We start from the raw sequence: 14,081 nt of genomic DNA on the forward strand, positions 1-14,081 counted from the left end.
CCAATAGAAATGACCTAAGTCATGGAATAAAAAATATCTGGCATGACCTATATCATTCTTTCTACAACTTTTGGGTAATACTTTTGCTATGATATACAAGTAAAGAAATATGGCAACGGTCTTGAAAAATAATTATAGTAGGTCTATTTTAGGTAAAGTAGTTGCCGTACGTGGAAGTGTGGTAGATATTTGGTTCGACAAGGATTTGCCTTCTGTGAATACGTTAATATATACAGGGCCGGATAATACTATTGCTATTGAGGTTTTATCGCAATTAGACGACCATAGGATTAGAGGGATAGCCTTAACTCCAACACAAGGTTTGGCAAGGGGAATGAAAGCCGAAACAGATGGTGGGGAATTAACTGTACCGGTAGGTAAAGAGATCATGGGGCGTATGTTTGATGTGTTTGGGAATACGATTGACCATGGAGAGGCTCTGCCGGAACTGCCACGCAAAAGTGTACACCAATTGCCACCACCCTTATCAAAACGATCTACAAAATCTGAAATTTTTGAAACAGGAATAAAAGCTATAGACGTAATGGTACCCTTACAACATGGTGGTAATGCAGGTTTATTTGGTGGTGCGGGTGTTGGTAAAACAGTATTACTTACAGAGATGATTCATAATATGGTGGGATATCACCAAGGTATAAGTATGTTTTGTGGTATAGGAGAACGTTGCCGTGAAGGGCATGAACTGTACCATGATATGAAAAAGGCCGATGTATTGAAAGATATGGTGATGATGTTTGGACAAATGAACGAACCCCCCGGAGCTCGTTTTCGAGTGGGTCATGCTGCTTTAACTATGGCAGAATATTTTAGAGATGATGAACATCGTGATGTGCTTTTGCTTATTGACAATGTGTTTCGTTTTATTCAAGCGGGAATGGAAGTTTCGGGTCTTATGGGGCAAATGCCTTCAAGATTAGGCTATCAGCCTACTTTAGGTACGGAGCTTTCAAAATTAGAAGAACGGATTGCCAATACAGATACAGGAGCAATTACAAGTATACAGGCTGTCTATGTACCTGCGGATGACCTTACGGATCCTGCTGCGGTACATACTTTTTCGCACCTTTCTGCCTCCATCACGTTATCTAGAAAAAGGGCAGGCGAAGGGCTTTTTCCAGCGATAGATTTATTGCAGTCTAGTTCTAAAATGGCTACGCCAGGTGTTATTGGAGAACGCCATTATCACCTATTACAACACATTAAGCAAACCTTGGCTCAATATGAAGAGCTAAAAGATATTATAGCCATGTTAGGTTTAGAACAGCTTTCTGTCGCGGATCGTGCTATTGTAAACCGCGCTAGACGTTTAGAACGGTTTTTTACACAGCCTTTCTTTACAACGGAGCAGTTTAGCGGACTTAAAGGAAAAGGAGTAAAATTAGAAGATGCTCTTGTGGGGTGTGAGCGTATTCTCAACGATGAATTTAAAGATTTACCCGAAAGTGCTTTTTATATGGTAGGTACTATTGAAGAAGCTATAGAAAAGGCTAAAAAAGAACCAAAGAAAGAAGAAAAGAGGCCTGAAGGGGCAAATACAAGTGCAACTCAAAAAGAGACTTAGAAAGTAGAGCTAAAGAATTAAAAACAATGGAGTTACATATTTTACTTCCGTTTAAGATATTTCTGAAAATTTCAGGAGTACGGCGCATTGTGGTAGCTACGAATGCAGGTTCGTACGGTTTTTTACCGCAGCGGTTAGATTGTGTTGCCGCTTTGGTTCCTGGTATCTTGATGTATGAGACAAAGGAAGGCAACGAAAACTATATCGCCGTAGATGAGGGGATACTGACGAAAAGAGATAAGAATGTAGAAATATCCGTTAGAAATGCAATTGCTGGAGCAAATTTAGGGAAGCTGAGAGATGCCGTAGAAAGCCAGTTTGTGAATTTAGATGAAGAAGAAAGAGAGGTGCGTAAGGCGGTTGCAAAATTAGAAAGCGAATTTATTCAAGGGATTAGAAAACTGCATCAATCATGAGTTATAATAGCGATGATAAGAAAAGAGAGAAGGGCTTTTTAGCGGAAGTCGAAAGTAAAGAACGGCAAATGTTAGAAGCTCGAGATGAGGAAAAAAGGAGTGAATGGAGAGGCTTCGGGACTTTTGGTATGATAGGTTGGTCCGTTGCTGTCCCAACAGTACTTGGGGCGGTATTAGGAATGTGGTTGGATGATAGGTATCCACAAACCTTTTCGTGGACCTTAACCTTATTAATCGCAGGACTATTTACAGGTTGCGCTCTGGCTTGGCAGTGGATAGACAAAGAAAATACAGCAATGCACGAACATAAAAAGAAAAGAGATGAGTAATTTAATAAGCGTTTTATTGGGTTTTTTTGGAGGAACTGCCATCGGGGCTTTATTTTTTGGTGGTCTTTGGTTTACAACAAAGAAAATGTTGACATCAAAATGGCCAGCATTAATGTATCTGGGAAGTTTGATTCTTAGGGTAGGGTTTACGCTTTTGGGATTCTATTATATAGGTCAAGATGATTGGAAAATTATGTTAATAGGTCTCTTGGGTTTTATAAGTATGAGATTCATTGTCCTTCGGATGACTAGAACAGAAAACTTAGAACCGATTGAATTAGATAAAGAATACTAAAATGGAACTAAGTCCTGACGAAACAATTTTTTGGCAAAATGGCTTTGTAACCATCAATCTTACATTGGTTACCACCTGGGTACTTATGTTTGTATTGGTACTAGCATCTGTTTTGGTAACCAGAAAACTGCGTACCGATTTAAAAATATCGCGGTGGCAATGCATTTTGGAGATGCTGGTAACAGGAATGAACCAACAGATAAAAGAAGTAGGGTTAAAGAAGTCTGAGAAATTTATTGGGTTTATAGGAACCTTATTTATTTTTATCGCCTTTGCCAATTTGTGTATTATTTTTCCGGGTTATGAACCTCCTACGAGTTCATTATCTACAACTGCAGCTTTGGCCATTTGTGTTTTTCTAGCAACTCCTTTTTTCGGAATTTCAGAAAGTGGTATTCTAGGGTACTTAAAAACCTATATAGAACCAACATTTATTATGCTTCCTTTTAATATAATTAGTGAATTGTCTCGTACGTTGGCACTTGCGGTTCGTCTCTTTGGTAATATTATGAGCGGGGGTCTTATTGTGACTATTCTTTTAAGTATAGCTCCCTTATTTTTCCCGGTACTAATGACTATTTTAGGTCTTATAACAGGGATTATACAAGCGTATATATTTAGCATTTTGGCAACTGTTTATATTGCCGCTGCGACAGAAGAATCAGACAAAAAGAAGGCAAGAATCAAGAAAATAAAACAAAAATCTGTAATAGTAACAGAGACAAAATAAGTAGGGGTGAGAAGCCCTCTTTTTTAAATATTCAACACTAAAATTGGTATAACAACAAAATTTAATATTATGGACAATGCTACAATAATCGCAATGGTATCTATCATTACTGCCGGAATAACAACAGGAATTGGCTGTATGATACCCGCTTTAGGTCAGGGTAAATCTATTTCAACAGCGTTAAGTTCAATGGCCCAACAGCCCGATGCAAGTCAGACCGTTACGCGTACACTATTTGTGGGTCTTGCTATGCTTGAATCATTAGCAATCTATTGTTTTGTGATTTCAATGATCTTGATTTTCGCAAATCCTTTCTGGAACCATTTCATCGCTTAATACTTAAAAATATGAAAATCGACTGGTTTACTGTAATAGCCCAAATCATCAATTTCATGGTGCTAATGTGGTTATTGAAACGTTTTCTTTATAAACCCATATTAGCTTCTATAGATGAACGAGAAACGAAGATAAAGAACCAACTCTTGGATGCTGAATCTCAGAAAAAAGAAGCGGCTCAAGCTAAAGATGAATTCAACCATAAAAACGAAATTTTCAATAAAGAGAAGGATGAGTTGATGCAAAAGGCAGCTTCAGAAGCCAAAATTGAAGGTGATACATTAAAGGAAAATGCGAGAAAAGAAGCTATTGCGCTTAAGCAAAAATTAGAAAAGGCATTTACGGAGGATCAAGCTATAAAAAACAATGATATGGCTAAACGGATAGGAAATGAGGTTCTTGATATTGCAAGAAAAGCTTTGACAGATCTTTCCTCAGCCAGTTTAGAAGCGCAAACTTTAGCTGTATTTTTAAAAAGAATTCACGAACTGAAAGATACGGAAAAAGTAAATTTTTCAGAAGCTCTCAAAGGAGGAGAACCCATTTTGGTACAAAGTGCTTTTGCATTATCTACCAATCAACAAACTTCAATAGAGAAAACTGTAAAAGAGTTGTTGAAAACAGAAAATTCATTTGAGTTTAAAACCCAACCAGAATTGATCAACGGGATTGAGATTTTGGCCAATGGGTATAAACTTTCTTGGAGTATCTCTGATTATTTAAAGTCTTTTGAAGAAAATGCTGAAACAGCTAAAGGCTTAAATTAGAACCAAAATCTAAAAGAAATGGGCGCAACAGATTATAAGGGTTTAGTAAACGACACGTTTGAAAAACTAGCAAAACATAGAGAAAATCACGAATTTAAGCTTGCCCCAAAAGAAGTAGGTCGTGTTACTAGCGTTTCTGCTGGAGTGGTAAAAGTATCGGGGCTACCTAATGCAGGGTATGAGGAACTTTTGAAATTTCCTGGCAATTTATATGGTATTGCATTTAATATTGATGAGGATGAAATTGGAGTTATCCTTTTAGGGGAAGATTCTGATTTAAATGCGGGTGATCTTGTTGAACGAACAAATCGGGTAATGGATGTTCCTGTGGGTAAAGCACTTCTTGGAAGAGTCATTGGGCCTTTGGGTGAGCCTATGGATGATAAAGGGACTATTTCTTTTGAAAAAAGACTGCCAATTGAACGGAGCGCAACCCCCATTATGGATCGTTCAGGGGTAAGCGTACCATTACAAACGGGAATTAAAGTTATAGACGCATTAATCCCAATAGGGCGCGGACAAAGAGAATTAATTTTAGGAGACCGGCAAACAGGTAAAACTGCCATTGCTTTGGATACTATTGTAAACCAAAAAGACAAAGATGTTATATGTGTTTATTGTGCTATTGGACAAAGGGCTTCTGCAGTGGCGAAAGTAATTGCAGACTTAAAAGAAAATGGAGCCATGGAGTATACCATTGTTATGGTTACAGAAGGAAACGATTCTCCAGGGTTACAATATATTGCTCCCTACGCTGCAACTAGTATCGCTGAGTATTTTATGCAAATAGGCAAGGATGTTCTTATTGTTTATGATGATTTAACGAATCATGCTAGGGCCTATCGTGAGCTTTCCCTTTTACTAAAAAGACCACCCGGACGTGAAGCATTTCCTGGAGATATTTTCTATATCCATTCTCGATTGTTGGAGCGTTCTACGCATTTGAGTGCAGCACTTGGCGGAGGGTCCTTAACAGCGCTCCCTATAATTGAAACAGAGGCACAGAACATATCAGCTTACATTCCTACCAACCTAATTTCAATTACAGATGGTCAAATTTATTTGTCACCTAAACAATTTGAGTTAGGGATTTTACCTGCCGTTGAGGTTGGTAAATCGGTTTCTCGTGTTGGTGGTAAGGCCCAATTACCTGCCTACCGAGCGATTGCAGGCGATTTAAAACTTGGATTTTCTCAATTTGAAGAATTGGAAACTTTTGCTCGTTTTGGTTCTCATTTAGACGAAGAGACAAAAAATGTTATTGAACATGGTAAACGTATTCGGGAGGTTCTAAAACAAAATGAACTACAACCTTTATCTGTAACAGAACAAATAGGGATTCTTCTAGCATTAACTCATGGTCTTTTTGATAGTATAGCATTGGAAAATATGCGTGAAGCAGAAAAGGCGGTCATAAAAAGTATAGCCACGTTACCAGAAGCTATTCAAAAAAGTTTTTATGATCCAGAAGGAGTAAATGATGCAGGAAGAGAAAGTATGTTAACGGCTGCAAAAACGGCACTTGAGGAATTTCAAAAGACAACATAACCACCAAAAATAATTACTATGGATTCGCTGGAAAGCTTAACAAGACAGATTACCGGAGCCAAAGAATTAAATTCGATAGTGCGTACCATGAAGGCTATGGCTGCGGCTAATATTGGCCAATATGAAAGAGCTATGGAATCGTTGGATGATTATTGGACTAACGTATCTTTAGGACTAGTAGCCTATTTAAAAGATATTGGGTTGGACAATACGGATACTATAGAGAAGGAGAATACCAAAAAAAGTGAAAAATCTATTTGCGCTATTGTTTTTGGATCAGATCAAGGTTTTGTTGGGCAGTTTAATGATTCCTTATCGCAGAATGTACAAGAGTCTCTAGCTACTCATGGAGGTAAATTAGAAATCTGGACCGTTGGTGTTCGGGTACCTTTATTGCTTGCGGATATGGGGATGACCGTAACCAAAGAGTTTAACCTTCCAAATTCTATTAATGCCATTACCAATCTTATAGGATCAATTTTGTTACAGGTTGAAGAAAATCACGAAAACGGTAACATAGATGAGTATTACCTTTTTCATAACCATTTGGTAAATGAAGGTTCTTACGAGCAGGAAAAATCACGTCTATTTCCATTGGATGCTCAATGGCGTCAGGAGCAAGCACAGTTAAATTGGCCAACTCAAAAACAACCCGAAGTGATTGGAGATAGCGGCAAGCTTATACATCGTTTAATTAGAGAGTATCTTTTTGTTACTCTATACAAAACCTGCACGGAATCGTTAGCAAGTGAAAATTTAAGTAGGTTGAATGCTATGCAACGTGCAGAGAAAAATATTGAAGAATTGTTAGACGAGATAGGGCATACCTATCACAGATTAAGACAAAGCTCTATTGATGAAGAACTTTTTGATGTGGTATCTGGTTTTACAGCCTTGAAGAAGGATAAAAAATAATAGGGTAGATTACATTTTAATACCTGTTTTAAATTAGTCAAACCCTAGTTTTCAGAACAAATTTTAAAATAATATTTTCTAATTATTACAGCAGCTAATTAGGAGGAAATCAACTTTAACCACTTACTAAGTCTCCCTACGCTTCCCAGTAATTTCAAGGATATTAATTTTATATACTATAGGATTTCCTCTAGTGTATGATTTACTTGAGAATTCATGAATAAATTCTACATTTTTATGTTCATTTCGTTGTATAATATCTTTTATACCTTCTGTAAATAGATGTAATTTTTGCTTAGCAGAACTACCTTCAAGCTCTTCAAAAGTACCATGTACTTGCGCAGATTCCCAATTCACCATAGATTCAATTTGTTCCACAACTATAGCAACATGTTTATTTTTTCTCATAGCATCTATTTTGTGCCCTTCTGCGGTATAGCTTATAATACTATTGTCTTCAGGGTCAAAAAAATAGGTGATTGGAATCACATAAGGTTTTTCGTCTACGATATAGGCCAAGTGCCCTTTATAATTTTTTCTAAGAATAGTAATGCTTTCACTGCCTGATATGTCCATCATAATTTTTTTATATAAAAACATGTTTAAAATATGAAAAATAACGTTTTTCTATGGGAACATGTTGTAGATAATTTAATGTGTTTTTGCTTTATTTCCAACGGTATTCGGAGCGCCCTTTAAGCTCATGTTCTATTTCTAATAACCGGTTGTATTTTGCAACACGTTCGCCTCTACAAGCGGAACCTGATTTTAAATGTCCGCCATCCATGGCTACGGCAAAATCTGCTAAAAAAGTATCTTCAGTTTCCCCTGAGCGATGTGATAGAAAATAACGCCACCCAGCTTCACGGCACATACGTACCGCTTCTATGGTTTCTGTAACTGAACCGATCTGATTTAATTTTATAAGTGCCGAATTCGCTGTTTTTTCCTTGATACCTTTACTTATATATTTTCTGTTGGTCACAAAAATATCATCACCAACTACTTCTATTTTGTCTCCAAATTTTTTAGTAAATTTTGAAAATCCGTCCCAATCGCCTTCAGAAAGTGGGTCTTCCCAAGAAATAATGGGGTATTTTTTTAACCATTCACCAGACAGCTCAATAAGCTGATCAGTAGTCATCTTTCCAGCACCAGATTTAATAAGGTCATACTTATTGTCTAAATTTGGTGAAAAAGAATTGGCAGCACTATCAATAGCAACAGATAAATCTATTCCAGGAGCATACCCCGCTTGTTCGACAGCTTCAATGATTAATTCTATAGCAATTTCATTGCTCCCGCAGTTGGGTGCAAATCCGCCTTCATCACCAACACTGGTGGCTAGTCCTTTCGCTTTTAATATTTTTTTGAGTACGTGAAAAGTTTCCGCAACGTAACGAAGTCCTTCCTTAAAGTTTGGAGCTCCATGAGGTACCAACATAAATTCTTGAAAATCTACGCTGTTATCGGCATGTTCGCCACCGTTAAGAATATTCATGCAAGGCACAGGTATACGCACCGTATTAGAACCGCCTAAATAACGATATAGCGGTAGGTTGGATGAAACAGCAGCGGCCTTGGCTACTGCCATGGAAACACCCAAAATAGCATTGGCTCCGAGCTCAGATTTATTCTCGGTACCATCTAGTTCAATCATGGTGTAATCAATATTTTTTTGATCCAAAGCACTCATACCTATAAGCGCTTTTGCTATTTTTTTATTCACGTTTTCTACGGCCTTTTGAACACCTTTTCCATCGTAACGTTTTTCATGATCACGAAGTTCTAAAGCTTCGTTCAGACCGGTAGAAGCGCCCGAAGGTACAGAAGCTGAAGTTTTTGTTCCGTCTTCTAAAGTGACATAGGCACGTAATGTTGGATTTCCTCGGGAATCTAAAATTTCAAGTGCAGAAATAGCTGTTATTTTTGAATTCATTTTACTGATATCTAACGTTAGTTTCTTTTTTCCTTGGATGAAAATGTTTTAAAAAGAATGGTGCCGAAAAACTAAATAATTAATAGCAAGAGTGGCGTGTTTTTACCTTCATCAAAGTTTTATACGATGAAGGTATTGCGGTATTTAAAAATGAGACATGATACAAATCATAAACCCATTAATTTGAAGGGAAAGAATCGCGTTTTACTCATTTTTTTGCTCTTTCTCTTTCTTTTTTTCCTGTTTTTTAAAATAGCCACGGGTTAAAAAATTATGTTTTAAGGCCTCCATATTTTCATTAAACTTTAGAACTCCTTCGTCAACGTTTTTCATGGAGTTTTGAAGTTGACGAACCAAGGTGGTGTCTGTAGCCAGGTAGTTAATAGCACCATCTCCATTATTAATGCGATCTACCACAATGTTGAGGTTTTTAGCGGTATTCTCAATGTCTATAGATGAGTTTTCGAGATGGTTTAAAACATTACGAATTTTTGCGCCTGAGAGCGAATCACTCAATAGGGTTCCAACCACACTTTCTTTGGAGTCAAAACTTTCTACAAGTGCATTTAGTTTACGTATGGTTTGTTGTGCATCATTACTTGTATATTTAAGGTTGATTAAGCTTTGGTTTAAATTGGCACCCATAATGGTATCATTAAGTAAGCGACCTAAGGTCCCTTTTCCTTCATTTATAGAACGTGTAATAGTTAGTAATTGTGCTGTTAATACAGCGGCATTTTCATTGGTTACATTTAAGGTGTTCAACATATCTGATGTAGCAACGTTGCTAAAAGACTTTATTTCATCACCAGATTTAACATAGGGCGCTTCGCCTACTCCAGGAACAATATTAATAATCATACTCCCCACTAAACCATCTGAGCCAATATTGGCAACTGAATTATTTTTGATATGTTGTTGCATCTTGTTGTCAATGAGCAGCCCAACTAGAATAGTCGTATCATTGATCATTTCAATATCTTTTACTGTACCGATGCTAATACCTGCATACCGAACATTGTTACCATTCTGGAGTCCACGTACATTGTCAAAAGTAACGTTGAGGTCAAAGGTATTCCCAAACATATTTTGTTTGTTTCCAATCATATAGATGACGAGTATTAACAATACCGATCCTATGAGAACAAAAAGGCCTAATCTTATTTTTTCCGATGCTGATTTCTCCATATTTTATTTTTTAAAAAAAGCTTCTACTTTAGGGTCGTTAGATTGTATCAAATCTGTGTATTTACCCTCGACATAATTTATACCATCTACCAATAAAATCATCCGATCAGAGATGACCCTAGCACAATCCATGTCATGCGTAATGATCAGAGAAGAAGTACCATATTTTATCTGTATGTTGCGCATTAACTCAATGATTTCTTTAGATGTAATTGGGTCCAAACCAGTTGTAGGTTCATCATAAAGAATAATCTTAGGTTGTAAAATTAAGGTACGGGCCAAAGCAACCCTGCGTTGCATTCCTCCAGATAATTCTTCAGGCATCAAGTCAATTGTATTTGCGAGACCAACACTTTCTAAAGCATCTATTACCAGTGGAGTGGTATCTTTTATATTATCAAACTTTTCTTTATGTCGCCGCATTGGGAATTCTAAATTTTCCCGTACCGTCATGGAATCATAAAGCGCACTCCCTTGAAACAAAAAGCCAATATCAGACCTTAGTACATCTAAGGTTTCCCGATCTAAGTTTTTTATTTCTTTACCCAAAACAGAAATGTAACCGCTATCTGGTTGTATTAAACCCACCAAACATTTTATCATTACCGATTTTCCAGAGCCGGATTTGCCCATAACAACAAGGTTTTCGCCCTTGTAAAGCTTCATGTGAAACCCGTTGAGCACCATATGGTCCCCAAAACTTTTATAGAGATCTTTGATGTCTATAATGACTTCTTTTTGGTCTATATCCTGTTCCATTAAGGGTGTTTTTTTATCATCTTTTTTCATATATCAAAAAAAATATTGGAGATAAAAACGGCTATAAAATCTATGACAAATAAAAGCAAGGAGGTCATTACTACTGCCGTATTTGCAGCGATACCAACACCTGCTGTGCCTTTTTTACTGTAATATCCTTTAAAACAACCTACTAATCCAATAGCAAAACCAAAGAAGAATGTTTTAATGATAGCAGGTATTAAATCGGTATAGGATAAAGCATCAAAAATAGTATTGAAATAGAGTTGAAACGAAACGTTTCCTTTTATGTTTTCAATTAAGGCCGAACCAAAAAGAGCTACAGCATCACTTAATACAACCAGCAAGGGGAGCATTAATATAGCAGCCAAAACCCGTGTAACTACTAAATACTTAAAGGGGTTGGTACCAGAGACTTCCATGGCATCAATCTGTTCGGTTACCCGCATGGAACCTAATTCTGCCCCTATTCCTGATGATATTCTTCCTGCACAGACTAGGGCGGTAATGACAGGTCCTAGCTCACGTACAATGGAAATGCCTACCATATTAGGCATCCAAGAAACAGCCCCAAATTGAACCATAGTAGGGCGTGATTGTAAATCTAATACCAGCCCTATAATGAATCCAGTAACCAAGACCAAGGTTAATGACCGGTTTCCAATTTGGTAACATTGCCGTAAGAATTCATTGAATTCAAAGGGAGGGCGTATTGCTTCCTTAAAGAAGCGTCCTGCAAAATAGGTGAGTTCGCCGACTTCGGTGAGCGCTTGCTTTATTTTTTTTGGCGTCTTGAGTTTCAAATCTATTTTATGAATTTAGAGCTGTGGGTCATTCCAAAATTAAGGAACCTCCAATGAAGTTAGAATGACTTGGGTCATCCCTAAAAAATAAATAATAATGTTTATAAGAACTGATCTGTGTCATTCGTAATTCAATGGGCACTGTTTAGTTTTGTCGCACCATGCTTAAGTAGAAACTAGTTTAAAGATAGCCCATGAACAATAGAAAAGTAACCCGTGCACGGTATAGGTTTGTAGCTCTAGATGTTAGTAAGTATAGACTTTTATTTATTGCACTTTTAGTGGGTTTGGGTACAGGACTTTTAAGTTCGCTTTTTAGGCTTATTCTTGCTCGTTTAGCTACGTTTAGAACAACGTTTCAAATAGGTGAGATTGATCGGGGCTGGCAAGACTGGTTATGGCCTATGCTTTTTACTTTTTTCGGTATATGGTTTTCAATATTTTTAGTAAAAAAATATGCTCCTGAAACTGCGGGTAGTGGTATTCAAGAAATTGAAGGAGCTTTAGATGGTTTAAGACCAATTAGATGGCGCAAGGTTTTACCTGTTAAATTCATCGCTTCCCTATTTTCTCTAAGCAGTGGATTGTTATTGGGGCGTGAAGGACCAACCGTTCAGATAGGTGCTAATTTGGGCAAAATGGCCGATGATATTTTTAAGCAACCCTTAGAAGAAGATAATCCTTTAATTTCCGCAGGTGCAGCATCGGGCTTAGCAAGTGCTTTTAACGCGCCTTTTGCAGGAATCATTTTCGTTATTGAAGAGATGAACGGGCATTTTAAATTCAATTTTTATTCAGTGGCGGCGCTTATGATTGGTGCAGGTTCTGCCGATATGGTAGTGCGGTTATTGGTGGGTAGTGGTCCTATCCTTAAAACAACAATTTTTACTTTTGAAGAATTGTCCGGTATATGGTTGTTTGTATTGTTGGGACTCGTGCTTAGCGTTGTAGGAATTATGTTTAATAAGCTATTAATTAAAGCGCTAGATTTATTTAAAAATTGGAAGGTAAGTTATGTCACTATTGCTTTCTGTATGGCCTTGATTGTTACTGCGGTAGGGATGTATTCAGAAGATATGATTGGAGCAGGGTACACGACTATAACACATGTTTATAATAATTCTTTTACCTTGAAATTTCTTGTTGGGTTATTTCTTGTGCGTTTTATTCTTTCTATTCTTAGCTACGGCTCAGGAGTACCTGGAGGTATTTTTACTCCTTTGATAACCTTAGGAATAATTTTAGGGATGCTCTTTGGAGGTATCGCACAATATTTTTTTCCAGACCTTGTTCCTGATCCTGCTATTTTTGGTGTTGCCGGTATGGCAGGTATTTTTGCTTCAACCATCAGGGCGCCACTTACAGGTTTAGCACTATCGGTTGAAATGACCGCAAATTATGAGTTGATATTGCCTTTAATTTTTACTGCGGTAACGGCATCCGTTTGTACGACAATGCTGGGCAATGCACCTATATATGCGACCTTGTTGAAACGTACTTTGGATAATGAAAAAAAATAATATCTGCTTAAGATGAGAAGCAAGAAAACAATCAAAGAATTGAGAAAAAAATAACAATATTTTAGGAACCTGATCTATATCAGGGAATCCATAATTTAAACAACATAGTTTTGATTAAATAATTTCAAAATCCTAGTTATGAGCCCAGAGAACACTCACTTTGTACGATATTTGGAATCACTTAAAGCATCTTCTTTTTTTCTAGATGTACAATGTAATTCCTTGAAAACACTATTGGCTCATATGGTTCCTGAGAAGTGGAGTTTAAATACACTTAAAAATAGCTCCGATTTTAAAAATTCCTTTCATTTTATAGTGTCAGGAAGACTTAAAGGATATAAAGTTAACCCCAATAGTGGTAGAGAGCATACTATTTTTATCTTGAAAAAAGGAGATGTTTTTGATGTACTCCAATTGATGGATGAAGAGTCTCACGATATTAATTGGGAAGCTATGGATGAACTTGAAATTCTAAAAATTGATGTAGAAACGATTCGTACGTGGATCGTATCGCTCCCAAATATGGTGAATACATTAATGCATTATATGGCGAAGAGAATGCGTAGGCTAGAGGAGGTAGCTACTGACATTTCATTGCATAGTACCCTTGTGCGACTTTCGGGCCTGCTTTTAATGTATATGAATGATGAAAGTCAGAAATTGGAAACTATAAACAATCTTCCCAATGATGAAATTGCTCGTTTGATTGGAACCACAAGGCCTGTGGTGAATAGACATATTCAACAATTAAAAAAATGTGGAGCTATTTCTGTACGACGTAAACATATAGATATTCAGAATCGCTTGTTATTAGTTTCCATTGCAGAAGAGAAATATATTTTTTAAGTTTTTTTCATTTTTCATTTTTTTTCTTAGCATCAAAAGAGACTCGTAAAAGAGGTGAATTTTTTAATCGATACGATTACTAGAGCCATAAGATTTATTTCTTAAAAA

Annotated in this window: 16 protein-coding genes; 11 read left to right on the forward strand and 5 right to left on the reverse strand. The window is 36.9% G+C overall.

Going from position 1 to position 14,081, the window contains the following annotated elements; genetic code table 11:
- The first annotated feature begins 109 nt into the window (after positions 1 to 109).
- The 9 genes from atpD to GQR94_RS15160 all read left to right on the forward strand — a co-directional run bounded on the left by atpD (position 110) and on the right by GQR94_RS15160 (position 6,918).
- Complete coding sequence (atpD, locus tag GQR94_RS15120) at positions 110 to 1,582, forward strand: F0F1 ATP synthase subunit beta (protein WP_158976516.1); 1,473 nt, start codon at positions 110 to 112, stop codon at positions 1,580 to 1,582.
- 26 nt (positions 1,583 to 1,608) lie between these two features.
- The gene (locus GQR94_RS15125; protein WP_158976518.1) at positions 1,609 to 1,998 is read left to right on the forward strand and encodes a F0F1 ATP synthase subunit epsilon; all 390 of its coding nucleotides are present in this window, start codon (positions 1,609 to 1,611) and stop codon (positions 1,996 to 1,998) included.
- A complete protein-coding gene (locus tag GQR94_RS15130) occupies positions 1,995 to 2,327 on the forward strand; it encodes an AtpZ/AtpI family protein (RefSeq protein ID WP_158976520.1) in 333 nt (110 codons plus the stop codon). Before GQR94_RS15125 ends, GQR94_RS15130 begins: the two co-directional genes overlap by 4 nt.
- Positions 2,320 to 2,622: an ATP synthase subunit I gene (locus tag GQR94_RS15135; protein ID WP_158976522.1), complete on the forward strand. Its 303-nt coding sequence runs from the start codon at positions 2,320 to 2,322 to the stop codon at positions 2,620 to 2,622. Before GQR94_RS15130 ends, GQR94_RS15135 begins: the two co-directional genes overlap by 8 nt.
- Before the next feature lies 1 nt (position 2,623).
- Entirely contained in the window at positions 2,624 to 3,352 is a 729-nt protein-coding gene (locus GQR94_RS15140; RefSeq protein ID WP_158976524.1) for a F0F1 ATP synthase subunit A, read from the forward strand.
- Between the two features lie 69 nt (positions 3,353 to 3,421).
- On the forward strand, positions 3,422 to 3,688 hold the full coding sequence (locus GQR94_RS15145) for a F0F1 ATP synthase subunit C (RefSeq protein WP_158976526.1): 267 nt from the start codon (positions 3,422 to 3,424) through the stop codon (positions 3,686 to 3,688).
- A gap of 11 nt (positions 3,689 to 3,699) precedes the next feature.
- Entirely contained in the window at positions 3,700 to 4,455 is a 756-nt protein-coding gene (locus GQR94_RS15150) for a F0F1 ATP synthase subunit B (RefSeq protein ID WP_158976528.1), read from the forward strand.
- Positions 4,456 to 4,473: 18 nt separating this feature from the next.
- Positions 4,474 to 6,003 carry an alternate F1F0 ATPase, F1 subunit alpha gene (locus GQR94_RS15155; RefSeq protein WP_158976530.1) on the forward strand — a complete coding sequence of 510 codons (1,530 nt, stop codon included), beginning with the start codon at positions 4,474 to 4,476 and terminating at the stop codon, positions 6,001 to 6,003.
- Between the two features lie 18 nt (positions 6,004 to 6,021).
- Positions 6,022 to 6,918, forward strand: a complete 897-nt coding sequence (locus GQR94_RS15160; protein WP_158976533.1) for a F0F1 ATP synthase subunit gamma — start codon at positions 6,022 to 6,024, stop codon at positions 6,916 to 6,918.
- A 126-nt stretch (positions 6,919 to 7,044) separates the two neighbouring features.
- On the opposite strand, the gene GQR94_RS15165 is transcribed toward GQR94_RS15160, so the two are convergent.
- The 5 genes from GQR94_RS15165 to GQR94_RS15185 form a co-directional block, all read right to left on the reverse strand.
- Entirely contained in the window at positions 7,045 to 7,497 is a 453-nt protein-coding gene (locus GQR94_RS15165; RefSeq protein WP_233268333.1) for a pyridoxamine 5'-phosphate oxidase family protein, read from the reverse strand.
- 88 nt (positions 7,498 to 7,585) lie between these two features.
- Positions 7,586 to 8,857, reverse strand: coding sequence for a phosphopyruvate hydratase (gene eno / locus GQR94_RS15170; RefSeq protein WP_158976535.1), 1,272 nt, complete (start codon positions 8,855 to 8,857; stop codon positions 7,586 to 7,588).
- A gap of 204 nt (positions 8,858 to 9,061) precedes the next feature.
- Positions 9,062 to 10,045, reverse strand: coding sequence for an MlaD family protein (locus GQR94_RS15175; RefSeq protein ID WP_158976537.1), 984 nt, complete (start codon positions 10,043 to 10,045; stop codon positions 9,062 to 9,064).
- A gap of 3 nt (positions 10,046 to 10,048) precedes the next feature.
- Entirely contained in the window at positions 10,049 to 10,804 is a 756-nt protein-coding gene (locus tag GQR94_RS15180) for an ATP-binding cassette domain-containing protein (RefSeq protein WP_158979637.1), read from the reverse strand.
- Positions 10,805 to 10,830: 26 nt separating this feature from the next.
- Positions 10,831 to 11,607, reverse strand: a complete 777-nt coding sequence (locus tag GQR94_RS15185) for an ABC transporter permease (RefSeq protein WP_158976539.1) — start codon at positions 11,605 to 11,607, stop codon at positions 10,831 to 10,833.
- A 194-nt stretch (positions 11,608 to 11,801) separates the two neighbouring features.
- On the opposite strand from GQR94_RS15185, the gene clcA reads away from it, so the two are divergent.
- Positions 11,802 to 13,127: a H(+)/Cl(-) exchange transporter ClcA gene (clcA, locus tag GQR94_RS15190; RefSeq protein WP_158976541.1), complete on the forward strand. Its 1,326-nt coding sequence runs from the start codon at positions 11,802 to 11,804 to the stop codon at positions 13,125 to 13,127.
- Between the two features lie 138 nt (positions 13,128 to 13,265).
- Positions 13,266 to 13,973 carry a Crp/Fnr family transcriptional regulator gene (locus GQR94_RS15195; RefSeq protein WP_158976543.1) on the forward strand — a complete coding sequence of 236 codons (708 nt, stop codon included), beginning with the start codon at positions 13,266 to 13,268 and terminating at the stop codon, positions 13,971 to 13,973.
- Positions 13,974 to 14,081: the final 108 nt, after the last annotated feature.

This window comes from Cellulophaga sp. L1A9, from assembly GCF_009797025.1.
GTDB lineage: Bacteria > Bacteroidota > Bacteroidia > Flavobacteriales > Flavobacteriaceae > Cellulophaga.

What these genes read in the sequence shown, in the direction of transcription:
- atpD (WP_158976516.1), top strand. Translation starts at nt 110, where the DNA reads ATGGCAACGGTCTTGAAAAATAATTATAGTAGGTCTATTTTAGGTAAA.
- GQR94_RS15125 (WP_158976518.1), top strand. Translation starts at nt 1,609, where the DNA reads ATGGAGTTACATATTTTACTTCCGTTTAAGATATTTCTGAAAATTTCA.
- GQR94_RS15130 (WP_158976520.1), top strand. Translation starts at nt 1,995, where the DNA reads ATGAGTTATAATAGCGATGATAAGAAAAGAGAGAAGGGCTTTTTAGCG.
- GQR94_RS15135 (WP_158976522.1), top strand. Translation starts at nt 2,320, where the DNA reads ATGAGTAATTTAATAAGCGTTTTATTGGGTTTTTTTGGAGGAACTGCC.
- GQR94_RS15140 (WP_158976524.1), top strand. Translation starts at nt 2,624, where the DNA reads ATGGAACTAAGTCCTGACGAAACAATTTTTTGGCAAAATGGCTTTGTA.
- GQR94_RS15145 (WP_158976526.1), top strand. Translation starts at nt 3,422, where the DNA reads ATGGACAATGCTACAATAATCGCAATGGTATCTATCATTACTGCCGGA.
- GQR94_RS15150 (WP_158976528.1), top strand. Translation starts at nt 3,700, where the DNA reads ATGAAAATCGACTGGTTTACTGTAATAGCCCAAATCATCAATTTCATG.
- GQR94_RS15155 (WP_158976530.1), top strand. Translation starts at nt 4,474, where the DNA reads ATGGGCGCAACAGATTATAAGGGTTTAGTAAACGACACGTTTGAAAAA.
- GQR94_RS15160 (WP_158976533.1), top strand. Translation starts at nt 6,022, where the DNA reads ATGGATTCGCTGGAAAGCTTAACAAGACAGATTACCGGAGCCAAAGAA.
- GQR94_RS15165 (WP_233268333.1), bottom strand. Translation starts at nt 7,497, where the DNA reads ATGATGGACATATCAGGCAGTGAAAGCATTACTATTCTTAGAAAAAAT.
- eno (WP_158976535.1), bottom strand. Translation starts at nt 8,857, where the DNA reads ATGAATTCAAAAATAACAGCTATTTCTGCACTTGAAATTTTAGATTCC.
- GQR94_RS15175 (WP_158976537.1), bottom strand. Translation starts at nt 10,045, where the DNA reads ATGGAGAAATCAGCATCGGAAAAAATAAGATTAGGCCTTTTTGTTCTC.
- GQR94_RS15180 (WP_158979637.1), bottom strand. Translation starts at nt 10,804, where the DNA reads ATGGAACAGGATATAGACCAAAAAGAAGTCATTATAGACATCAAAGAT.
- clcA (WP_158976541.1), top strand. Translation starts at nt 11,802, where the DNA reads ATGAACAATAGAAAAGTAACCCGTGCACGGTATAGGTTTGTAGCTCTA.
- GQR94_RS15195 (WP_158976543.1), top strand. Translation starts at nt 13,266, where the DNA reads ATGAGCCCAGAGAACACTCACTTTGTACGATATTTGGAATCACTTAAA.